Origin of the sequence: Streptomyces pristinaespiralis (genome assembly GCF_001278075.1) — a bacterium.
Taxonomy (GTDB): domain Bacteria; phylum Actinomycetota; class Actinomycetes; order Streptomycetales; family Streptomycetaceae; genus Streptomyces; species Streptomyces pristinaespiralis.
Window position 1 is genome coordinate 3,633,916 of the sequence record NZ_CP011340.1, and the last position, 21,557, is coordinate 3,655,472.

Consider the following 21,557-nt stretch of genomic DNA (forward strand, 5'->3'; position numbering starts at 1 on the left):
CCCGTCGTGCCGTACGGGAGGAGGCCGTCATGAGGATCCTGCCTCCCTTTCCCGTGACGCTGCCGGTGAAGTGGCCCGCCGCGCTGCTGCGGGCAACCGCTCTGGAGCTGGCGATCCTCGCCGGGCATCTGCTCCTCTATCCGACCGGCCTCACGCCGGAGCGCCGCCCCCGCCCACGCCCTCACAAGGGAGCCGATGACGGAGCCCACGCGGAGACCGGCGCCGCGCGCCGCCTGCCGGGCACACCGGACGCCGTCCCCACCGTCCTGCTCCACGGCTTCGTCGACAACCGTTCGGTGTTCGTGCTGCTCCGCCGCGCCCTCGCCCGGCAGGGCTCGCACCATGTCGAGTGCCTGAACTACTCGCCGCTCACCTGCGACGTCCGTGCCGCCGCCGACCTGCTCGGCCGCCATGTCGAGGAGATATGCGCCCGCACCGGCCACGCCGAGATCGACATCGTCGGGCACAGCCTGGGCGGCCTGATCGCCCGGTACTACGTCCAGCGTCTGGGCGGTGACCGCCGCGTCCGCACCCTGGTCACGCTCGGCACCCCGCACTCGGGGACGACCGTCGCCCCGATCGCGAGCGCACACCCGATCGTGCGGCAGATGCGCCCGGATTCACCGGTGATCGAGGAGCTGCGCATGCCGGCGCCCGGCTGTCGCACCCGGTTCGTCAGCTTCTGGAGCGATCTGGACCGGATCATGGCGCCCGTCGAGACGGCCCGCATCGACCATCCGGACCTTCTCGTACAGAACGTGCAGGTGAGCGGAATCGGCCATCTCGCACTGCCTGTTCACCCCGCCGTCGCCGACGGCATCCGCGAGGCGCTCGAGTCGGGCGTGTCGGAAGCGGGATCGTCGTCGGGGGCCGCGTCCGTCGCTTGAGGTGACCCTTCGAGACCGATTCATCGAACACTTCTCGAACGTAGGGCCAAAGCTCTGCCCTTGCGCCGCCGAAACGCGACTGAATGCCCGTTTCCTGATTGCGTAGATGCCGCCGAAGATTGTCGCCGTCGCGTACCGCCGGGTACAGTCGCGCCACTGCTTCCCCCTGGGACCCCCTGTGCAAACAGGTGGACCCGGAAACAGGTCCTGCTGTCGAGGCGAGAGAGAAGTTGGTGAACGACCAGCACACCAACGCCGGGTACGGCGGGTACGCCACCGGCAGCTTCGACTCCGACCCGCTCTTCGGTGCCCTGCCGGGCAGTTACGAGTCGGGCCACAGCGGCCAGTACGACGCGTCCCAGTGGAACACCGGCGGCGACGCGAGCACCGGGCACGACGCCTACGCGGCGGCGCAGCAGGCCCAACAGCCCCAGTACGAGGCGCAGTACGAGCAGCAGCAGTACGCGCAGTACGACACCACCGGCCAGTGGGACGCGAGCGCCTGGAACGAGGCGGGCGGCACCGGCCAGTACGAGACGGCCGCCGCGGCCTTCTCCTACGACACGACCGGCCAGTGGGCACCCGGCACCTTCGAGAGCGGCGCCTACGACGCCACGGCCTGGAACTCCGCGACGGCCACGCCCGAGGGGCTCGTCCCGCAACAGTTCACGCCGGAGCAGGAGTTCACCCCGCAGGTCACCCCGCAGGCCGAGTACGAGACGTACGAGACCTACGGCGCGTACACGGCGGCCGACGCATACGACGCGGCCCCGACGTACGAGACCGGCGAAGCGTACGAGAGCGGCCCGGGCTACGAAGCGGGCGAAACGTACGGCTACACCCTCGAGGCCCAGCAGGACGCCGAGCCGGAGACCACGGAGGCGGACGCCGAGACCGGCTACGAGGCGGAGTACAGCGCCGAAGCCGGCTACGACGCGGAGTACGGCGCAGACACCGACGCCGACCCGGACGCCCCGCAGGGCGACGACGTCCCGGACCACGACGCGCTGACCCGCACCATGACCGCCGTGCCGGCCGTGGCCGCCACCCCGGTCGCCCCCCGCCCGGTCCGCCGCTCCGGCGGCAGCCGCGGCCGTCGCCGTACCCCCGCCAAGCGCTCGGCGCTCCTCACCGTCGCCGTTCCCTCCGCCTGTGTCATGGGCGTCGCCGGCATCGCCGCCGCGTCCGTCAGCGGCCTCGGCAGTGACAGCGGGACCAAGGACGACAAGAGCAACGTGGCGGCCCCCGACCCGGCCTCCGTGCAGCCGGTCGCCGCCAACAACGCCATGGACACGCAGCTCGCCGCGCTCAGCGCCGACGCCCGTGACTTCGGGGACCGTGCCTCCCGCACCCAGGAGCGCATCGACCTGAAGGCGCGCCAGGCGGCGGAGAAGAAGAAGCGCGAGGAAGAGGCGGCCCGCCGCGAGGCGCTCCGGCCCAAGTTCGTGCTGCCGGTGAAGCAGGACGGACTCAGCGCCTATTACGGCCAGTCCGGCGTCAACTGGATGTCCCTGCACAGCGGCATCGACTTCCCCGTCCAGTACGGCACCGAGGTCATGGCCGCGACGGACGGCACCGTCCGCACCCAGTGGAACAGCGCCTACGGCAACATGGCCATCGTGACCGCGGCCGACGGCACGGAGACCTGGTACTGCCACCTGAGCAGCACCAAGATCCGCAGCGGCTACGTCAAGGCCGGTGACGTCATCGCGTACTCGGGCAACTCGGGCAACTCCACCGGACCGCACCTCCATTTCGAGGTCCGGCCCGGCGGCGGCGCGGCAATAGACCCGCTGCCGTGGCTGCGCAGCCACGGCCTCGACCCCGCGTAGTCCCCGCCCCGTCCGCCTGCCGGAACCGCGTCGAGCCTGCCCAGGGGCGGCTGCCGGCGTGCACCCGCGGGCAGCTGACGACCTGCACCCACCCGCCGGCTTTCGGCGCGCGACCGCACGCGGTCGCCGGACAGGCGTCGCGCGACCGCACGCCCGGCGTGCGCCGGCCCCCGCAGGGGCCGGGCGCCGCCGTCAGAGCTTCTCGACCGGGGCGTACCTGAGCAGCAGCCGCTTCGGCTTCTCGTCCCCGAAGTCGATCGTCGCCTGAGCCTCGGCCCCCGAGCCCTTGACCTCGACCACCGTGCCCAGGCCGAACTGGTCGTGCGTGACCCGGTCGCCCACCGCCAGCGAGATCACCGGCTTGTCGCTCGTACGCCGCGTGGCGAAGCCGGAGGCGCCGCCGCGTGAACGCGAGGAGGACAGCGAGGAGGCGATACCGGACGTCGGTCCGGCGGGGGCCGCCATCGGGCCCGTCCGCTTCCAGGTCAGGTGCTGACCGGGGATCTCCTCGAGGAACCGCGACGGCGGGTTGTACGAGGGCTGTCCCCAGGCGCTGCGCATCGAGGAACGGGTCAGATACAGCCGCTCGCGGGCGCGGGTGATGCCCACATAGGCCAGGCGCCGCTCCTCCTCGAGCTCCTTCGTCTGCCCGAGGGCCCGCATGTGCGGGAAGACGCCGTCCTCCATGCCGGTGAGGAACACCACCGGGAACTCGAGGCCCTTGGCGGTGTGCAGGGTCATCAGCGTGATGACTCCGGTGCCCTCTTCGTCCTCGTCGGGAATCTGGTCGGAGTCGGCGACGAGCGCCACCTGCTCGAGGAACTCGGCGAGTGTGCCGGTGCCCTCCTCCTCACCGCGGGCCTGCTCGAACTCGAGCGCCACGGCGGCCAGTTCTTGGAGGTTCTCGATGCGGGTCTCGTCCTGCGGGTCCGTGGACGCCTGGAGCTCCGCGAGGTAGCCGGTCCGCTCCAGCACGGCCTCGAGCACGACGGCCGGGCCCGCGCCCGAGTCGACGATCGTGCGCAGCTCCTCCATCAGCACGTTGAACCGCTTGACCGCGTTGGCCGAGCGGGCCGCCATGCCGTACGCCTCGTCGACGCGGCGCAGCGCCTGGGGGAAGGTGATCTTCTCGCGGAGCGCGAGGGCGTCGATCATCGCCTCCGCGCGGTCGCCGATGCCGCGCTTGGGCACGTTCAGGATGCGGCGCAGCGGGACGTTGTCCTCGGGGTTGGCGAGGACCCGCAGGTAGGCCAGCACATCGCGGACCTCCTTGCGCTCGTAGAAGCGCACACCGCCGACGACCTTGTAGGGCAGGCCGACGCGGATGAAGATCTCCTCGAAGACACGCGACTGGGCGTTCGTGCGGTAGAAGACGGCGACGTCGCCGGCCTTCGCCTCGCCCGCGTCCGTGAGCCGGTCGATCTCGTCGGCGACGAACTGGGCCTCGTCGTGCTCGGTGTCCGCGACATAGCCGGTGATCTGGGCGCCGGCGCCGGCGTTCGTCCACAGGTTCTTGGGGCGGCGGGACTCGTTGCGCTCGATGACGGCGTTGGCGGCGGAGAGGATCGTCTGGGTGGAGCGGTAGTTCTGCTCCAGCAGGATCGTCGTCGCGTCCGGGTAGTCCTCCTCGAACTGGAGGATGTTGCGGATGGTCGCGCCGCGGAAGGCGTAGATCGACTGGTCGGCGTCACCGACGACGCACAGCTCCGCCGGCTCCAGGTCCTCGTACCCCTTGCCCACCAGTTCGCGCACGAGCGTGTACTGAGCGTGGTTGGTGTCCTGGTACTCGTCGACGAGGACGTGCCGGAACCGCCGCTGGTAGTGCTCCGCGACGTCCGGGAACGCCTGGAGCAGATGGACGGTGGTCATGATGATGTCGTCGAAGTCCAGGGCGTTGGCCTCGCGCAGCCGCGCCTGGTACATCCGGTACGCCTCGGCGAGCGTCTTCTCGAATCCGTCCACCGCCTGGTCGGCGAAGGTCTCCTCGTCGATCAGCTCGTTCTTCAGGTTCGAGATCTTGGCGCTGAAGGACTTCGGCGGGAACTTCTTCGGGTCGAGATCGAGATCGCGGCAGACCAGCGACATCAGGCGCTTCGAGTCCGCCGCGTCGTAGATCGAGAACGACGAGGTGAAGCCCAGCTTCTTGGACTCGCGGCGCAGGATGCGGACGCACGCGCTGTGGAAGGTCATGACCCACATCGCGTTGGCGCGCGGGCCCACCAGCTGCTCGACGCGCTCCTTCATCTCGCCGGCGGCCTTGTTGGTGAAGGTGATCGCCAGTATCTGGCCGGGGTGGACCCGGCGCGTGCCCAGCAGGTGGGCGATGCGGTGGGTGAGCACCCGGGTCTTGCCGGAGCCGGCGCCCGCCACGATGAGCAGCGGTGACCCTGTGTGAACGACCGCGGCGCGCTGCTGCTCGTTCAGCCCGTCGAGCAGGGCGGCGGGGTCCACGACGGGACGCGGGGCGCCGTCGCGGTAGTACCCGTCTCGGGCCGGAGGCACGTCGAAGGCGCCCTGGAAGAGGTCGTCCGGAAGCTGCTCCGGAGCCGGTTCCTCGGGCGGCGGCGGGGGCCCGTCCGCGTCGTGCCGGAGGTCCGCCAGGAAGCTGTCGTCAAAGAGGCTGCTCATCGCTTAACGAGTCTAGGCGGCCGGACCGACAACCGTGGCCGCACCGGAAGACGCGCGGGAGCCACCGTGCGTGACAGGGCGGATCCGGCGGGCGACCGGCGGACCGGCCGGCGGCGGACCGCGGAAGAAGGTCACGAAAATGTATCGGACATATCGAACATCAACCTTCACAGCAGACGCACGAGTTGGCTAGCGTGCTCGACCAGGCGGCCCGCACCCCTCCCGGCGAACCACGCCGAACGGGCGGCCTGCGCCGAATCCGGGCTTCTCCCGAGGGAGTTCGGAACCGGGGACCCACCATGCATCACCGGGGTGAATCGGACCGTGCCCCGCTCGGTCCGTAGGGCGTCTTCCGTTCGCCCGAACCCGACAGCTAACCCGGTAGGCGGTCCACGGAAGAAGGAGATGCCGGCCTTGGCGTCGCATCGCAAGCCCCGCAGCCGTACCGCAAAACCGTCCACCGCCGTCGGATTCACCACGGCCGCCCTCGCCGGTGTGACGCTGCTCTCCACTCAGAGCGCCACCGCCGCGCCGAACGACCCGAAGCCCAGCATCGAAGAGGTACAGAAGAAGGTCGACGACCTGTACCGGCAGGCGGGCAGCGCGACGCAGGAGTTCAACAAGGCGAAGGAAGCCACGGCGGAGAAGCGCCAGGAGGTCGACCGGCTGCTCGACGAGGCGGCCCAGCGCACGGAGAAGCTGAACGAGTCCCGCCGCGCCCTCGGCAACTACGCGGCCGCGCAGTACCGCACCGGCTCCGTCACCCCCACCGCCGCGCTGATGTTCGCGGACAGCCCCCAGGCGTACTTCGACCAGACCCAGCTGATGGACCGGATGACGGACCAGCAGCGCAGGGCGGTCAGCGAGTACGAGACCGAGCGGGCCGCGGCCGCCAAGCAGCGCGCGGAGGCCACCAAGCGCCTCGAGTCCCTCACGGACTCCCAGGAGGCCCTGCGCACCAGCAAGCAGACGGTGCAGACCAAGCTCGCGGAGGCACGCGCCCTGCTCTCCGAGCTGACGGCGGAGGAGAAGGCGCGCCTCGCCGCGATCGAGCGGCAGAAGGAAGAGGAGGCGCGCCGCAAGGCGGAGGCCAAGGCGAAGGCGGAGGCGGCGGCCCGGGCGGAGGCCGAGCGGCAGCAGCAGGAGCGCGAGACCACCCCGGACACGGGCGCCACCGACCCGGGCACCGACACCGGCACGGGTACCGACGACGGCACGTACGCGGCCAAGGCGGACAAGGTCCTCGCGTTCGCCCGAGCCCAGATCGGCAAGCCGTACGTCTGGGGCGCGACCGGCCCGAGCTCGTACGACTGCTCCGGCCTCACCGCGGCCGCGTGGAAGGCGGCGGGGGTCGACCTGCCGCGCACCACCTGGGACCAGGTGAAGGTCGGCACCCGTGTCGGGACGGCCGACCTGCTCCCCGGCGACCTGGTCTTCTTCTACGACGACATCAGCCACGTCGGCATCTACATCGGCGACGGCAAGATGATCCACGCGCCCAAGCCGGGCACGAACGTCCGCGAGGAGTCCATCTACTACATGCCGATCTACGGCAGCGTCCGCCCCGCCTGAAGCCCTGCGGGGCCGGCGCGGGGTACCCCGGCGCACCGGTGCCCGGGCGGCCGAGCCGCCCGGGCACCGTCATGTCCGCGCGCGGGTCACGTCCAGAGCGTGGCGATGAAGATGTTGGCCACGGTGAGGCCGCCCACCGCGCCGAAGAGCGCCTTGTCGACCTTCTCCTCGTCCCTCTTGACGTACACGAGGCCGAGGATCACGACCAGCACCGCCAGCTTGATGCCGATCTTGACGTTGTTGACCGTCTGATCGTCCGCCTGGTTCAGCCCCACCAGGGCCACGCCCGTGACCAGCATGGTCAGCGCGCCGTGCAGCATCGCGGGGTTGAAGCGGGCGGTGCCCTCGCCCATCGCCTTCATCTGGGTCAGGAATCCGCCCAGCAGCGAGGCGATGCCGATGATGTGCAGTGCGACGAAGACATTGATGAGTACGTCCATGGCCCGGAGCCTAGCCCGGCCCATACCACCGTCCGCCGGGCAGGTGGCTCTGTCCGCGGCATCGGTCCGGGGACCGACTCGATGTGCGTCCGCGACGACTGCCGGACGTTCACCAGTGGTTGAGGGACGTCCATTTCCGGAGATTTACGGTCGTTGTGCCCCGTCCCCGTCGACGCGGGGCCTAGCGTCCCTCCCCAGGTGGCCGACTCCCCGCGAGCCGTCGTTCAGCCGGACGGCACTCGGCCGCCACCGCCGGGAGGTCCGGCGGAGGACCGCCTTCCGTGCGGCCCTTCGCCGGACGCGCAGGTGCGGCGGCAGGGACGACGGAAGGACGTGGAAGCCTCGTGGCAGCACACCGGGAGCACCGAAAACCCCGTGACCGCCGGCTCGAGGGACCGGCCGCCCGCGCCGCGGTCACGCTCGCCCTGGCGGGCACGGCGGCCACGGCCGCGTTCGACGGCACGGGACACGCGGAACCGGTCCTCACCGCGGCGCAGATCCAGGCCAGGGTCGACAGGCTGTACCAGGAGGCGGAGGTCGCCACCGAGAAGTACAACGGCGCCAAGGAACGGACGGACAGCGCCCGCAGGTCGCTGGACTCGCTGCGCGACGAGGCCGCCCGCCGCACCGAGAGCCTCAACGCCTCCCGCAACGCCCTCGGTTCCCTCGCCACCGCCCAGTACCGCGACGGCGGGATGGACCCCGGTCTGCGGCTGGCCCTGACCTCCGCCCCGGAGGACTACCTCCAAGGCGCCGCCCTCGCGGAACGGGCCGGAGCGCTGCAGGCCGCGAAGGTCACGGACGTGCGGCGGCAGTTGAGGGAGCTCGCACGGCTCAAGGCCGAGGCCGGTGAGCGCATGGCCGAACTCGAGGCGCGCCGCAGGGAGCTGGCGGGCCACAAGGACGCCGTCCGCAGCAGACTCGCCGCCGCACAACGCCTCTTGGCCCGGCTGACCGCCGAGCAGCGGGCCCGGTACAACGGCACCGCCGAGTCGGACGGACCCGCGCGGGCGGACCGTGCCGGCGCCCCGCGTGGCACCCTCAGGGCCGCCGACGGCCGCGCGGCGCAGGCTGTCGCCTACGCGTACGCGGCGATCGGCAAGCCCTACGTGTGGGGGGCGACGGGCCCCGGGTCCTACGACTGCTCCGGACTCACGCAGGCCGCCTGGCGCTCCGCCGGGGTCTCACTCCCCCGCACCACGTACACCCAGATCAACGCCGGGACGCGGGTGCCCCGTTCCGGGCTGGCGCCGGGCGACCTGGTCTTCTTCTACTCCGGCGTCTCGCACGTCGGCCTCTACATCGGCGGCGGGAAGATGATCCACGCCCCGCGTCCCGGCGCCCCGGTGCGTGTCGCGCCGATCGACGAGATGCCGTTCGCGGGAGCGACCCGCCCCGCGTGATGCGCAGGCCACGGGCGTACAGGAACAATCCGGTTGCCCGTTCACCGGGCCGGTGTCACCATCCCTGGGTCCGTTCCAGCCCCGACCAGCAGGAGCCGTACGTGGATCTCGACGTCCAGAACTATGTGCGCACGCTCGCACTCCGCTCGCCCGGCCACGTACGTGTGGGTCCCTTCACGGTGCGCTACAACGCCGACTGGCCCATCCCGCCCGTCAATTACGCCGTCCCCGACCACGCCGCCAGTCCGACGGCGGACGACATCAGGGCGCTGGTCGAGGTGTTCCGCGAGAAGGACCGGCTGCCGCGCCTGGAGTTCCTGCCGTCCTGCGCTCCGGACGTCGAACCGGCCCTGCTGGCGGCCGGTTTCACGGTCGAGCGCCGCGCACCGCTGCTCGCCTGCACCCCCGACGCGCTCGTGACACCTCCGGTACCGGGGATCACCTTCACCGTCGTGTCGGACGAGGCCGGTTACCGGGCCGCGGCCGGTGTGCAGCACGCCGGATACGGCTTCGAGGGCGAGCCGACGGAGGGCGAGATCGGCGGGCTGCGCAGCGTCGTGGAGGGCGGCGGCGTGGCGGCCCTCGCCACGGACGACACCGACGGCACCCCGGTCGCCGCCGGCAGCTGCTCGGTCCCGGTCGAGGGTCTCTGCGAGCTGACCGGGGTCGCGGTCGCCGCGACCCATCGCCGCAGGGGCATCGGCGCGGCGTTCTCCGCCTTCCTGACCGCGAAGGCCTTCGACGCAGGCTGCCGGACCGTGTGGCTGGAGCCCGGCGACGCCGACGTCGAACGGGTCTACGCCGCCGTCGGCTACGTCCGGGTCGGCGACAAGACCGACATGTCGCTGACCTGACGCCCCGGCGGGTGGCGCGTCAGACCAGGCGGCGGGCCGTCGCCCACCGGGTGAGCTCGTGCCGGTTGGACAGCTGAAGCTTGCGCAGCACCGCGGACACGTGCGACTCGACCGTCTTCACCGAGATGAAGAGCTGCTTGGCGATCTCCTTGTACGCGTATCCGCGCGCGATGAGCCGCAGCACCTCCCGCTCCCGCTGCGTCAGCCGGTCCAGGTCCTCGTCGACCGGCGGCGCGTCCGTCGACGCGAAGGCGTCCAGCACGAAGCCGGCCAGCCGCGGCGAGAACACCGCGTCGCCGTCCTGCACCCGGAAGACCGAGTCGACGAGGTCGCTGCCCGTGATCGTCTTGGTGACGTAGCCCCGGGCGCCGCCGCGGATGACGCCGATGACGTCCTCCGCCGCGTCGGACACCGACAGCGCCAGGAACCGCACCGGGTTCTCCGGCGCCGCCATCAGCGAGGCGCAGCGGCGCAGCACCTCGACCCCGCCGCCACCGGGCAGGTGCACGTCGAGCAGGACGACCTCGGGGCGGGTCGCCGTGATCACGGTGACCGCCTGGTCGACGTCGGCGGCCTCGCCGACGACCTCGACGCCCGTGCGCTCGGTCTGCCCGATCTCGGCCTGCACTCCCGTGCGGAACATCCGGTGGTCGTCGACGAGCACGACCCGTACCCGACGCTCTGTGGTCTCTCCGGCCGCCTCGGTCATCCGTCCGCCCTCTCCATCTCGAGCTCCACTTCCGTGCCCCCTCCGGGCACCGAGCGAAGTCGTGCCGTCCCGCCGTTGCGCTGCATCCGTCCGATGATCGACTCCCTGACGCCCATCCGGTCCTCCGGTACGGCGTCCAGGTCGAATCCCGGCCCCCGGTCCCGTACGGACACGAAGACCGTACGGCCCTCGACCTCCGCGTACACCTGCACCGCCCCTCCCGCGCCACCGTACTTGGCGGCGTTGACCATCGCTTCGCGGGCGGCCTGCATCTGTGCGCCCAGTTTGTCGTCGAGCGGGCAGTCGCCGACGACGACGACCTCGAGCGGGACCCCGTGCTTGTCCTCGACCTCCGCGGCCGCCTTCTTGACCGCCTCCGCGAGGGTGTCGGGCTCCTCGTCCTCGTCCTTGCCGGTGCCCTCCGGCTTGTAGAGCCAGTTTCGCAGCTCGCGCTCCTGGGCGCGGGCGAGCCGGCGCACCTCGCCGGCGTCGTCGGCGTTCCGCTGGATCAGGGTCAGGGTGTGCAGGACGGAGTCGTGGACGTGGGCGGCCACCTCCGCCCGCTCCTGGGCCCGGATGCGCATGGTCCGCTCCTCGGAGAGGTCCTGCGTCATGCGCACCAGCCACGGGCCCGCGAGCAGCGCGACACCGGCGATGACGGCGACCGCGGCGGTCAGCACATTGCCCAGCTGGGCGGCAGAGCCGCGGACCACCACGAAGACGGTCAGGCCCATGCCGACGAGGGCGACGCCGGCCAGCGCCCTGGCCAGCTGGAGCAGCCGCCGCCGACGGCCCACCTCGGTCCAGCGGGCCCGGCGGGCGTTGTCCGCCTGCCGCCAGACCAGGACCACACCCGCGCCGATGAGCAGCGTCGGCCAGACGTAGCGGTTGCTGCCGCGCATGTCGACGTTGCCGACGAAGACGGCGGCGCCGAAGAGGAGGGCGACCACCGCGAACAGCTGGCCCTTGTCCGGCTTGCGCAGCCGGCGGCGGCCGTCCGGTGTGGTCTCGAAGACCGAGCGCGGTTCCGCGGCCCTGCCGCCGACCCCGAGGGGAACCACGATCCAGAACACCGCGTAGAGCACCGCGCCCAGACCGTCGGCCAGGAACAGTCCGAGGAAGACCAGACGCACCCAGATGACCGGGAGCCCCAGATGCCCGGCCAGGCCGCGGGCCACACCGCCGAGCATCCGCCCGTCGGCGCTGCGGTACAGCTTGCGCAGAGCCGGCTCCTCCGGCAGCGGGGCGCGCGAAGGGCCGGTGGTTCCGGGCGTGGCGACTGGCATGCACCGATCGTCACACGGCGGGACGGGACGCGGTATCAGGGTCGTCCCCCAACCGTCCCTGATCCGCGGCCACTCGCTTCGGCCGCAGGAGGCTCAGGGACGGAAATCAGGGAACGGCCAGGGTCGGCCAGGCTCCCGCCCCACCCTCCGGGCCGTCACCATGGACCCATGACAGAGCAGCCGACCGTCCCGCCCCCCGAGGCACCCCAGCTGCGCCGCTCCCCGCACCACAAGGTGGTGGCCGGGGTGTGCGGCGGACTGGGCCGCTACTGCGACGTGGACCCGGTGATCTTCCGGATCGCGGTCGGCGTGCTCTCGGTGACCGGTGGGATCGGGCTGATCTTCTACGGCTTCGCCTGGTTGCTGGTCCCCTCCGAGGACGACGAGGAGAACGAGATCCGCCGGCTGCTGTCGGGCCGGGTCGACGGCGCCTCGCTGACCGCCGTGCTCCTCGCGCTGATCGGCTGCGGGATCTTCCTGTCCATGCTGAGCAACGACAGCGCGCTCTCCTTCGCCGCACTGCTGTCGCTGACGGTCACCGGAGCGGCCGTCTGGTCCCAGCGCCGCCGGGTGGCTGCGACCGAGGGCGCTCCGATGGACCCCGCGACGGCGCACACGGTCGCGGAGGCGCCGCCGGAGACCAAGGCCCCGCCGGCGCCGGAGAGCCCTTCCTGGTGGCGCGACCCGATCGTCAAGGACGGCACGACCGGGCCGGTGCCGACCGGCTATCTGTGGGGCCCCGACTCGGCGGTCGCCGAGAGCTTCGCGGCACCCGGCCGGGTCGGGCCCGGCCGGGTGCCGCCGCAGAGCCGGGGCCCGCGGGGCATCGGCGGCGCGGTCCTGCTCCTGGCGCTGGTCGCAGGCGGCCTGGGGACCGGGCTGAGCTGGGAGGGGCAGCCCTTGGGCACCGCCCTGCAGATCGGGCTGGTGGCCGCGCTGTCGGTGTTCGGGCTCGGCCTGCTGGTCAGCGCCCTGCTGGGGCGCACAGGCTTCGGCACGATCCTGCTGACGCTGGTCACTGCCGGGCTGCTCGCCGGCGCCACTGCGCTGCCGAAGGACATCGGCACGAGCTGGGGCGAGCAGCACTGGCGGCCCGCGTCGGTCACCGCCGTCGAGCCGCTCTACGAGCTGGGCACGGGGGTCGGCACCCTCGACCTGTCCACGCTCGACGTCCCGCCGGGCGAGGCGGTCTCGACACGGGCCGAGATCGGGGCGGGACAGCTCAAGGTCGTCCTGCCGAAGGACGCGACGGTGAAGCTGGACGCCGAGGTGGGCGTCGGCGACGTCCGGCTCCCCGGGGACACCCCGAACGACATCGACGTCGGCCCGAGCCAGGACCGCCGGCGGACACTGCCGCCGCCGGCCGGGGCGGAGCCGGCGGGCACGCTGGTGCTGAGGCTCGAAGTGGGCATCGGACAGGTGGAGGTGACCCGTGCAGCGTCATGAGTCCGGTGATGGGGCGGTGCGCCACGGAGCGGGCGGACCCCGCCGCGAGTTCCGGCACGGCTTCCGCCCCGCGAGGTTCGTCGCGGGGCTGTGCGTACTGACGGCGGCGCTGCTCTACGGCGGCGACGCGGGCGGCGCCTGGCACACGCCCTGGTGGGTGGCGTTCCCCGTGGTCGTCGGCGGTTTCGTCCTGGCGGGCGTGGTGGCCGCCGTGCACTACGGGGTGCGGCGCCGGGCCGCGATCAGCGCGTCGAGGGAGAACAGGGGGGCGCCCGCGAGCACCAGCGGCAGCCAGGCCATCAGGTAGGCGAGGTCGTTGCCGTAGTAGTACGGGTCGGTCTGCCAGCTCACCGTCAGCCACAGGCTCAGCGAGATCAGCGCCCCGCCGAGGGCGGCGAGCCGGGCCAGCAGCCCGACGAGGGTGCCGATGCCGACGGCCAGTTCGCCGAGGGCGATGGCGTAGCCGAAGCCCTCCGGGTTCTTCAGTGCCAGGTCGACGAGCGCCGGCACGGCCGCCGAGTCGCGGACGGCGGTCATCATCTCGCCGATGGAGCCGGTGCCGGTCGCCGACATGAACGCGCTGTCGGTGATTTTGTCGAGGCCGGCGTAGATGAAGGTCACGCCGAGGAAGACACGCAGCGGCAGCAGGGCGTACCGGCCGGCCCGCTCCCTGAATCCGCGTGGCCCGTCGTCGGGCGTCCCGTGGCCCGCCGTCGCCCGATGAGTGTGTGTCATCGCTGGTCCCCGCCTTCAGTCGACCCGTCGCCCGACCATACGTACGGCGCGGCCGCGCCGCTCACCAGACTAGTCACAGATCTTGTGACACACGGGTCCCGTGACACTCTGGCGAGGAGCAAGGGGCGGGATCAGTAGGTCACTTCGATCAGGCAGCGGTTGCTCTCCACGCCGGCGGCCGTCACCACCTGCACATCGACCTGCCCGGGCTCGACCTCCGCCGGCACCGGCACGGTGAGCACCGTGTCCGTCGGATTGGCGAACCCGCCGGGCACGGGGATCAGCGGGACGTGCACATGCACGGACCCGATACGGACGACCATGCGGGCCAGCCGGTCGGGTGCGCCCGCGCCCGGCGGGACGAAACCGGAGCCGCGCAGCTCGATGTCGTCGCCGGTGCGGATGGGCCCGTCCAGGTCACCGGCCTCCCGCGCCCGCACCACCGACATCACGACGGGCCGGCCGCCCTCCGCGTACTTGGCCGCCAGGTACGTCATCGCGGAGACGGTCATCAACAGGACGGCGCCCCACGGCAGCTCCGGCAACTGGCCGGGACTGCGGCCGAGCCGCACCAGGGTGTATGTCAGGGCGGCGGCGCTCACCAGCACGTACTGCACATCGGCGAAGGCGGCACGGCCGTCGTCGTCGCAGACGAGATCGCGGGGGTGCGGGCGGTCGGCCGGCACCTTCTGGAGCCGCTGGGCCTGGACGCGTACCGCGACGACCCGGCGCACCAGCACGGCGACCGCGCAGACCAGGGCGAGGACGGTCAGCAGGCCGGCGCCCCGGCCGAGGGCGAGGCCGCCCAAGAGGCGGTCGTGCTCGGCGGACGTGGAGGACCATGCCTGCTGCAGCGCGATGACCAGCACGGCGTAGCAGACGACCAGCACCCAGGCGGTGGCGACGGAACGTGAGGTGGAGAGCCGGTTGTCCTCCCCGGCCAGCGGCGCGAGGAGCCCGCCGCGTGCCCGGTGGGCGTGGGCCCCGGCCGTGAGGGCACCGGCGACGGCCAGTGCGGCGAGCAGCCCCGCCGTACGGGCGCCGGTCCAGCCCGCGCCCATGGCGGTCACCAGCTGGACGGCGCCGAGGACACCGAGGCAGGTCCACACGGCGATCAGCGAGCGCAGCCTGAGCCGGCGCAGCCGGGAGCCGTCCGCCTCCCGGCCACGGTCACGGACCGTACGGGCGGCCTGGGTCAACTCGTCCGACACCCACTGGCGCGAGGCGCCGGGCGAGTGGGCCACGCCCGCGGGCAGTCCCTGGCCGGCTGCGAACCCCTCGCGCAGGCCGACGAATTCGGCCACCGCACGCCGGTGGCTCTCGCGCGCGCCGTGCACGCACTCGTCGCACCGTCCCGCTTCCTGCACCGCCACGACCGAACGCCACCTCTCACGCATCAGGAACAACCGCCCTGTGATGCATGGGAATTGTGCCGCACGCAAGCCGCCGCCACCCCGATGGCCGAGGCCAGGGCGGGTGAATCACGGCCTCACCGTGTTGACGTCACCTCGTGGGTCGCCGAGCCGGGGACACGACGACGCCGCCGCTCGGACAGAGAGCGACGGCGTCGGCTCGGTACTTCGGGGAGGGTCACTCCCATTCGATGGTGCCCGGCGGCTTGCTCGTCACATCCAGGACCACGCGGTTCACGTCCGCGACCTCGTTGGTGATCCGCGTCGAGATCTTCGCCAGCACCTCGTACGGCATCCGCGTCCAGTCCGCCGTCATGGCGTCCTCGGACGAGACCGGGCGCAGCACGATCGGGTGGCCGTAGGTGCGGCCGTCGCCCTGGACGCCGACGCTGCGGACGTCGGCGAGCAGCACCACGGGGCACTGCCAGATGTCGCGGTCGAGGCCGGCCGCCGTGAGCTCCTCGCGGGCGATCGCGTCGGCCTCACGGAGCAGGTCGAGCCGCTCACGGGTGACCTCGCCCACGATGCGGATGCCCAGACCCGGTCCCGGGAACGGCTGGCGCTGGACGATCTCGTCCGGCAGGCCGAGCTCCTGGCCGACCATGCGGACCTCGTCCTTGAACAGCTTGCGCAGCGGCTCGACGAGCTCGAACTCGAGGTCCTCCGGCAGACCGCCCACATTGTGGTGCGACTTGATGTTGGCGGTGCCGGTGCCGCCGCCGGACTCGACGACGTCCGGGTAGAGCGTGCCCTGGACGAGGAACGCGACGTCCTCGCCGCCCGCGGCCTCGGCCACGATCTCGGCCTGTGCCTGCTCGAAGACCCGGATGAACTCGCGTCCGATGATCTTGCGCTTCTCCTCGGGGTCCGAGACCCCGGCCAGCGCATCGAGGAAGCGGTCGGCCGCGTCGACGACCTTCAGCTGGACGCCGGTGGCGGCCACGAAGTCCTTCTCGACCTGCTCGGTCTCGCCCTTGCGCATCAGACCGTGGTCCACGTACACGCACGTGAGCTGGGAGCCGATGGCCTTCTGCACGAGCGCCGCGGCGACCGCGGAGTCCACACCGCCGGACAGACCGCAGATGGCGCGCTTGGTGCCGACCTGCGCGCGGATGGCCTCGACCTGCTCCTCGATGACGTTGCCCGTGGTCCAGTTCGGCTCGATGCCGGCGCCCCGGTAGAGGAAGTGCTCGAGGACCTGCTGGCCGTAGGTGGAGTGCATCACCTCGGGGTGGTGCTGCACGCCGTACAGCTTCTTCTCGTCGTTCTCGAAGGCGGCGACCGGCACCACGTCGGTGGACGCGGTGACCGTGAAGCCCTCGGGAGCGGCGGAGCAGGCGTCGCCGTGAGACATCCACACCGACTGCTCGTCCGGGGTGCCCTCGAAGAGCGTCGAACCGCTCTTGGAGACGTGCAGGGGCGTGCGGCCGTACTCACGCGCGCCGGTGTTGTCGACGGTGCCGCCGAGCGTCGTCGCCATCAGCTGGAAGCCGTAGCACATGCCGAAGACGGGGACCCCGGCCTCGAAGATCGCGCGGTCAAGGCGCGGGGCGCCCTCCGCGTAGACCGAGGAGGGACCGCCGGAGAGGATGATCGCCCTCGGGTTCTTGGCCAGCATCTCCGCCACCGGCATGGTGGACGGGACGATCTCGCTGTAGACCCGGGCCTCACGGACGCGGCGGGCGATGAGCTGGGCGTACTGGGCACCGAAGTCGACAACGAGGACTACGTCCGGGTTGGAGTGGTCGGCGGCGGCGGAGGGTGCTGCTGGCACTGGTGGCGGCCTTCCGGCGGGGAGAGGGGGTCTGCTATTCGATTCTACCGGCGCGCCGGAGATCCCCTTTCGTCTCACCATCCGAACCCGGTTTGCCCGGCGCCGCGGGGCCCGGTCCATACTGTCCGCATGCAGAAGCAGCTGACCTTCGTCTTTACCTATGGCACCGGCCCGTCCGGCTGCCATGGTCGTGCTGTCTAGCTGCTGAACAGCGACTTCCCAGGCGCCCCGGGCCGACAAGGCCCGGGGCGCTTCGGCATTTCCGGGCCGTGCGGACCGGGGCCCCGTCGACGACGAGGAGCCCATGAGATGAGCATCACCGAGACCACGCGGACCACCACGGAGCAGACCGGCGCCCGCACCCCCGAGGCCGCCACCGTGATCACGGGTGCCCGTGAGCGCATCGACGCGCTCGACGACCGGATCATCGGTCTGATCCAGGAACGGATGGCCGTCTCCGCCGTCATCCAGGACGCCCGGATCGCCTCGGGCGGCCGCCGGGTGAACCTGGCGCGCGAGATGGAGGTGCTGGCGCACTACAGGGACGCGCTGGGCCGGCCGGGCACGTCGATCGCGATGACGATGCTGGAGCTGTGCCGGGGCCGGATCTGACCGGCCCGGGTACTCCTGCGTATCTGCGTTCGGGCGCATCCTCACCCGTACGGCGCGTGACGCGCCCCGCCGGCCTTCGTTGGTCCCGTTGTCCGTGCCAGCCAGGGGCGGCCTCGAAAAAACCACGCGTGGCTCCGCTGGTGCGTGTGACGTACTGCAGGTACGTCGTGGGACCTCGCACCAGCGCGCGTGACCGGTCGGCAGGGGACAGCAGCCCGGTCACCCCAAGCGGTCGGCTCCGGGGACGCCCGGCGCCGGCCGCATCCGGTTCCGACGGTCGCACACGCCCTTCATCCCGTCCCGTCCCCGAACGACGCGACACGAGCACGTCCCTCCTCCGCGCGACCACATCACCGAAGACCGGCCCCGCCCTGCGCGTCCCTTCGCGGCGGGTCGGCGCCTCCCCTCACCCGGGCGCGGTGCAACCCCCGGCCCCGCGCCCGGCGCCGGTGCTTCCCTGTCACCGGTGCCGACCGGAAGGGCCCCGCGGACATGACGTCCACGGGGCCCTTTCCCGGTGTGCCGCGTGCGCGCTGCACGGGGCGGCGGCGACGGGCCGCCACGAACAGCACGCCGCCTGCGGCGAGCGCCACGACGGCCAGGCCGGCGAGCGCCGTCCGGCGCCATGGAGAACGGGCGGGGACGCGTCTGATGTCCACTGCCGCGCATGACGGATCCGTCTCGTTCCGGCCACGGCGGCACCTGTGGCGCAGGTCACATAAAGATCCTGTGAGTCGGCATGCAACCAATCACCCTGGTCACAGGTCATGCATGCGTAACAAGGACCTCAGTTGTTCGCACCCACCGTGGTGCCGGGGGTCACAACCAGCCTTCGTACCGCGTCCGGCGGTACCCGGACTTCACTGAGGACTCAATGAAGCTTCGCCGTGCCATGGCCGTCGCCGCCGCGACCGCTGTCATCGCCCCCGCGACGTTCCTGGCGGCGCCGGCCGCGTTCGCCACGGACTCGACCCCTTCGGCCACCGAGACCACCTCCCCGGCTCCCACCGGGTCCGAGACCGCGTCTCCGTCCCCGACCGGCTCCGAGACCACCTCTCCCGCCCCGACCGGCTCCGAGACCACCTCCCCGGCACCGACCGGCTCCGAGACCACGTCTCCGTCCCCGACCGGCTCCGAGACCACCTCCCCCGCGCCTTCGCCCTCAACCTCCGCTCCCACCGAGGACCCTGAGGACCCCGAGGAGCCGCCTTACTGCGAGGAGCTGGACGAGAACTGGGAGGAGAAGGCGCTCGGCCTCAAGATCAGCGGCCTGCCCGGCCAGATCGTTGCCGGCAGCGGCTGGGAGGAGTTCAACCTCACCGTCACCAACAACGCGAAGACCGACCTCAAGGAGGTCGCCTTCTACGCCGAGGTCGAGAACGACGAACTCGAAGAGGACAAGTGGCTCAGCAAGCACGTTGAGCTGCAGTTCCGTCTGCCCGGCACCGACCAGTGGGAGCGGATCGGCGACTCCGAGTGGGCCGGTGACTACTTCTGGGGCGTCGAGACCATGAAGTCCAAGGACTTCGTGAAGATCGACCTCCGCATCAACGTGGCCAAGACCGCTCCGGCCGCCGACAGCTACTCCCTCGGCTCCGGCGGCTACCTGGGTGACGTCGACGGCCAGGAGTGCATCGCGGAGAGCGCCGGCGTCTACGCCGACTTCACCGTCCTCGCTCCGGGCAGCCCGAACCCGAACCCGGGTGAGGCCGAGCCGGGTGACGGCGAGGGCAAGGACAAGGGCCCCGACACCAAGCCCCAGGGTGACGTGAAGGAGCTCCCGGTCACCGGCAACCTCGCCGAGACCGGCTCCGACTCGGCCCTGCCGGTCATCGGCGCGGTCGGCGGTGTCGCGATCCTCGCCGGCGCCGGTGTCGTCTTCGCGATGAAGCGCCGCCGTGGTGACGCCACCGCGTAACGCCTGAAGTTCAGGCGAACAGAGCCACCAAGGCCGCTGCACTCGGAGGGGGGTGCAGCGGCCTTTGTGTGTGCTCGTTCCGAGGGGCGGTCAGGCCTCTTGGGGCTTGGGCAGAGGCGCGGGCTCCGGCAGAGCAGCCTCCTCGGCGGCCGCCGTCTTCGTGGCCGCCGCCGTGGCCGCCTTCTTCGGTCGAGCCGGCTTCCCGGGTTCCGCCGTCACGTCCGGCTCGGCCGTCGTCTTCTTCGGCGGGAGTGCCGGCATGCCGAGGAACGGCAGCTTGAGCGCGCCGAACGCGTCCTCGGGTACCGCCGGCGCCTTGGGCGCGACGGGCGTCAGGCGCTCGTACGCACGGCCCTGTTCCGGCCGCGGGTCCTCCTCGCCCTTGTTCGGCCAGAACGACATCGCCCGCTCCGCCTGGGCCGTGATGGTCAGCGACGGGTTGACGCCCAGGTTCGCCGACACCGCGGAGCCGTCCACGACGGAGATGCCCGGGTGGCCGTACAGGCGGTGGTACGGGTCGATGACGCCGTCCGCCGCCGTGGCGCCGATCGGACAGCCGCCCAGGAAGTGTGCGGTGAGCGGGGTGCCCATGAGCTCGCCGATGTTGGAGCCGGCGAAGCCGTTGATCTCCTCGGCGAGCAGGGACGCCGCGCGGGTCGCCTCGGGGATCTGGGTGGGGTTGGGTGCACCGTGGCCCTGGCGGGCGGTGAGCAGCCCTTTGCCCATGCCCTTGGGCTTACGGTAGGTCGTCAGCGAGTTGTCGAGGGACTGCATCACCAGGCCGATGATGGTCCGCTCCGACCAGCGCCGGTTGGACAGGGCGCGGACCGCGAGCCACGGGTGCCTCGCCATGTTGCCGAACCAGCCGGCGACGCGGCCCTTCACCCGGTAGGGCACCTGAAGGACGGTCATGCCGCCCATCGCGTTCGAGCCCCTGCCGTAGCGGACCGGCTCGATGTGGGTGTTCTCGTCCGGGTGGATCGAGGACGTGATGGCGACACCGCGGGTGAAGTCGACCCGCTCCGCGCCGTGCCGCTTGCGGTAACGCCGGTTGTCGGTCTGGGCGCCGACCAGCGCCTCCGAGTTGGTCCGGGTCAGCTCACCGAGCCGTGCCGACAGACGAGGGAGCAGTCCGCCGTCCTTCATCCGGTGCAGCAGGGTCTGCGTGCCGTACGTGCCGGCGGCGATGACGACGCGCCGGGCGGTGAACGTACGGCCCTTCCCCTTGCGCCTGTTGTCGCTGGGCAGGGTCTTGACCGCGAAACCGCCCCGCGAGTCCTCCGTGACGGTGACCACGGACGTCATCGGGTGGACGGTCGCGCCCGCCTTCTCCGCGAGGTACAGGTAGTTCTCGTTGAGCGTGTTCTTCGCGCCGTGCCGGCAGCCCGTCATGCACTCGCCGCACTCGCTGCACGCCTTGCGGGAGGGACCGGCACCGCCGAAGTAGGGGTCGGGGACCTCCTGGCCGGGCCTCGCCCGCACCGTCCCGTCGGCGTCGTCACCGTCCCCGAAGAACACTCCGACGGGCGCCATGTGGAAGCTGTCGCCGACGCCCATCGCCTCCGCGGTCGCCTTCAGATGGACGTCGGAGGGGGTCATCGTCGGGTTGAGCCGCACGCCGAGCATGCGCCGGGCCTGGTCGTAGTAGGGCTTCAGCTCCTCCTGCCAGTCCGTGATGTCCTTCCACTGCGGGTCGTTGAAGAACGGCGCCGGCGGCACGTAGAGCGTGTTCGCGTAGTTGAGGGAGCCGCCGCCCACGCCCGCTCCCGCCAGCACCATCACGTTGCCGAGCAGGTGGATGCGCTGGATGCCGAAGAGCCCGAGGGCCGGTGCCCACAGGTAGTTGCGCAGGTCCCAGGAGTTCTTGGGCAGGGAGTCCCGGGTGAAGCGGCGGCCCGCCTCCAGGACGCCGACCCGGTAGCCCTTCTCGGTCAGTCGGAGGGCGGACACGGAGCCGCCGAAGCCGGAGCCGACGACGATCACGTCGTAGTCGTACTGCGTGTCGTCGTCCGCGGCCCGGTTTCGGGCAGGGGATACCTCGGACATGGC

General features: G+C 71.7%; 17 protein-coding genes and 1 riboswitch. Of the genes, 9 read left to right on the forward strand and 8 right to left on the reverse strand.

The window, feature by feature from the left end; genetic code table 11:
- The first annotated feature begins 29 nt into the window (after window positions 1-29).
- Complete coding sequence (locus SPRI_RS15155) at window positions 30-887, forward strand: esterase/lipase family protein (RefSeq protein ID WP_005313287.1); 858 nt, start codon at window positions 30-32, stop codon at window positions 885-887.
- Between the two features lie 233 nt (window positions 888-1,120).
- Window positions 1,121-2,719 carry a M23 family metallopeptidase gene (locus SPRI_RS15160; protein ID WP_106428423.1) on the forward strand — a complete coding sequence of 533 codons (1,599 nt, stop codon included), beginning with the start codon at window positions 1,121-1,123 and terminating at the stop codon, window positions 2,717-2,719.
- Window positions 2,720-2,911: 192 nt separating this feature from the next.
- Here the strand turns inward: SPRI_RS15160 and pcrA are convergent, their stop codons facing one another.
- Window positions 2,912-5,347, reverse strand: a complete 2,436-nt coding sequence (gene pcrA / locus SPRI_RS15165) for a DNA helicase PcrA (RefSeq protein WP_005313293.1) — start codon at window positions 5,345-5,347, stop codon at window positions 2,912-2,914.
- Between the two features lie 241 nt (window positions 5,348-5,588).
- A riboswitch (cyclic di-AMP (ydaO/yuaA leader) is annotated at window positions 5,589-5,750 on the forward strand.
- Between the two features lie 2 nt (window positions 5,751-5,752).
- On the opposite strand from pcrA, the gene SPRI_RS15170 reads away from it, so the two are divergent.
- Window positions 5,753-6,919: a C40 family peptidase gene (locus tag SPRI_RS15170; RefSeq protein ID WP_053557009.1), complete on the forward strand. Its 1,167-nt coding sequence runs from the start codon at window positions 5,753-5,755 to the stop codon at window positions 6,917-6,919.
- 86 nt (window positions 6,920-7,005) lie between these two features.
- Here the strand turns inward: SPRI_RS15170 and SPRI_RS15175 are convergent, their stop codons facing one another.
- Complete coding sequence (locus tag SPRI_RS15175) at window positions 7,006-7,359, reverse strand: hypothetical protein (protein WP_037773942.1); 354 nt, start codon at window positions 7,357-7,359, stop codon at window positions 7,006-7,008.
- 344 nt (window positions 7,360-7,703) lie between these two features.
- Between SPRI_RS15175 and SPRI_RS15180 the strand changes: the two genes are divergently transcribed.
- Both SPRI_RS15180 and SPRI_RS15185 read left to right on the forward strand, forming a co-directional pair.
- The gene (locus SPRI_RS15180) at window positions 7,704-8,762 is read left to right on the forward strand and encodes a C40 family peptidase (RefSeq protein ID WP_053557010.1); all 1,059 of its coding nucleotides are present in this window, start codon (window positions 7,704-7,706) and stop codon (window positions 8,760-8,762) included.
- Between the two features lie 101 nt (window positions 8,763-8,863).
- Window positions 8,864-9,616, forward strand: coding sequence for a GNAT family N-acetyltransferase (locus SPRI_RS15185; RefSeq protein ID WP_037773943.1), 753 nt, complete (start codon window positions 8,864-8,866; stop codon window positions 9,614-9,616).
- A gap of 19 nt (window positions 9,617-9,635) precedes the next feature.
- On the opposite strand, the gene SPRI_RS15190 is transcribed toward SPRI_RS15185, so the two are convergent.
- Window positions 9,636-10,325 (reverse strand): LuxR C-terminal-related transcriptional regulator, encoded by a 690-nt coding sequence (locus SPRI_RS15190; protein WP_005313310.1) that lies wholly within the window; start codon window positions 10,323-10,325, stop codon window positions 9,636-9,638.
- Entirely contained in the window at window positions 10,322-11,611 is a 1,290-nt protein-coding gene (locus SPRI_RS15195) for an ATP-binding protein (protein WP_053557011.1), read from the reverse strand. Before SPRI_RS15195 ends, SPRI_RS15190 begins: the two co-directional genes overlap by 4 nt.
- A gap of 168 nt (window positions 11,612-11,779) precedes the next feature.
- Here SPRI_RS15195 and SPRI_RS15200 point away from each other — a divergent pair, with 168 nt between their 5' ends.
- Both SPRI_RS15200 and SPRI_RS15205 read left to right on the forward strand, forming a co-directional pair.
- The gene (locus SPRI_RS15200) at window positions 11,780-13,057 is read left to right on the forward strand and encodes a PspC domain-containing protein (RefSeq protein ID WP_053557012.1); all 1,278 of its coding nucleotides are present in this window, start codon (window positions 11,780-11,782) and stop codon (window positions 13,055-13,057) included.
- The gene (locus SPRI_RS15205; RefSeq protein ID WP_005313319.1) at window positions 13,044-13,364 is read left to right on the forward strand and encodes a hypothetical protein; all 321 of its coding nucleotides are present in this window, start codon (window positions 13,044-13,046) and stop codon (window positions 13,362-13,364) included. The genes SPRI_RS15200 and SPRI_RS15205 overlap by 14 nt, the downstream gene beginning before the upstream one ends.
- Here SPRI_RS15205 and SPRI_RS15210 read toward each other — a convergent pair.
- From SPRI_RS15210 to guaA, 3 genes are all read right to left on the reverse strand, one after another.
- Window positions 13,274-13,792 carry a DoxX family protein gene (locus SPRI_RS15210; RefSeq protein ID WP_005313322.1) on the reverse strand — a complete coding sequence of 173 codons (519 nt, stop codon included), beginning with the start codon at window positions 13,790-13,792 and terminating at the stop codon, window positions 13,274-13,276. The genes SPRI_RS15205 and SPRI_RS15210 overlap by 91 nt on opposite strands.
- Window positions 13,793-13,923: 131 nt before the next feature.
- Window positions 13,924-15,189 carry a hypothetical protein gene (locus tag SPRI_RS15215; RefSeq protein ID WP_053557013.1) on the reverse strand — a complete coding sequence of 422 codons (1,266 nt, stop codon included), beginning with the start codon at window positions 15,187-15,189 and terminating at the stop codon, window positions 13,924-13,926.
- Window positions 15,190-15,382: 193 nt separating this feature from the next.
- Entirely contained in the window at window positions 15,383-16,978 is a 1,596-nt protein-coding gene (gene guaA, locus SPRI_RS15220) for a glutamine-hydrolyzing GMP synthase (RefSeq protein WP_053557014.1), read from the reverse strand.
- 309 nt (window positions 16,979-17,287) lie between these two features.
- Here guaA and SPRI_RS15225 point away from each other — a divergent pair, with 309 nt between their 5' ends.
- Entirely contained in the window at window positions 17,288-17,590 is a 303-nt protein-coding gene (locus SPRI_RS15225) for a chorismate mutase (RefSeq protein WP_005313331.1), read from the forward strand.
- Between the two features lie 874 nt (window positions 17,591-18,464).
- Window positions 18,465-19,508, forward strand: coding sequence for an LAETG motif-containing sortase-dependent surface protein (locus SPRI_RS15230; protein WP_050791498.1), 1,044 nt, complete (start codon window positions 18,465-18,467; stop codon window positions 19,506-19,508).
- Between the two features lie 90 nt (window positions 19,509-19,598).
- Here SPRI_RS15230 and SPRI_RS15235 read toward each other — a convergent pair whose 3' ends face one another.
- Window positions 19,599-21,554, reverse strand: coding sequence for a GMC oxidoreductase (locus SPRI_RS15235; protein WP_005313335.1), 1,956 nt, complete (start codon window positions 21,552-21,554; stop codon window positions 19,599-19,601).
- Between the last annotated feature and the right edge of the window lie 3 nt (window positions 21,555-21,557).

Excerpts from the sequence above, each read along its gene's own strand:
- SPRI_RS15200 (WP_053557012.1), top strand. The coding sequence starts at position 11,780 with ATGACAGAGCAGCCGACCGTCCCGCCCCCCGAGGCACCCCAGCTGCGC.
- SPRI_RS15175 (WP_037773942.1), bottom strand. The coding sequence starts at position 7,359 with ATGGACGTACTCATCAATGTCTTCGTCGCACTGCACATCATCGGCATC.
- SPRI_RS15190 (WP_005313310.1), bottom strand. The coding sequence starts at position 10,325 with ATGACCGAGGCGGCCGGAGAGACCACAGAGCGTCGGGTACGGGTCGTG.
- SPRI_RS15225 (WP_005313331.1), top strand. The coding sequence starts at position 17,288 with ATGAGCATCACCGAGACCACGCGGACCACCACGGAGCAGACCGGCGCC.
- SPRI_RS15195 (WP_053557011.1), bottom strand. The coding sequence starts at position 11,611 with ATGCCAGTCGCCACGCCCGGAACCACCGGCCCTTCGCGCGCCCCGCTG.
- SPRI_RS15210 (WP_005313322.1), bottom strand. The coding sequence starts at position 13,792 with ATGACACACACTCATCGGGCGACGGCGGGCCACGGGACGCCCGACGAC.
- SPRI_RS15155 (WP_005313287.1), top strand. The coding sequence starts at position 30 with ATGAGGATCCTGCCTCCCTTTCCCGTGACGCTGCCGGTGAAGTGGCCC.
- SPRI_RS15215 (WP_053557013.1), bottom strand. The coding sequence starts at position 15,189 with ATGCGTGAGAGGTGGCGTTCGGTCGTGGCGGTGCAGGAAGCGGGACGG.
- SPRI_RS15235 (WP_005313335.1), bottom strand. The coding sequence starts at position 21,554 with ATGTCCGAGGTATCCCCTGCCCGAAACCGGGCCGCGGACGACGACACG.
- SPRI_RS15230 (WP_050791498.1), top strand. The coding sequence starts at position 18,465 with ATGAAGCTTCGCCGTGCCATGGCCGTCGCCGCCGCGACCGCTGTCATC.
- pcrA (WP_005313293.1), bottom strand. The coding sequence starts at position 5,347 with ATGAGCAGCCTCTTTGACGACAGCTTCCTGGCGGACCTCCGGCACGAC.
- SPRI_RS15170 (WP_053557009.1), top strand. The coding sequence starts at position 5,753 with ATGCCGGCCTTGGCGTCGCATCGCAAGCCCCGCAGCCGTACCGCAAAA.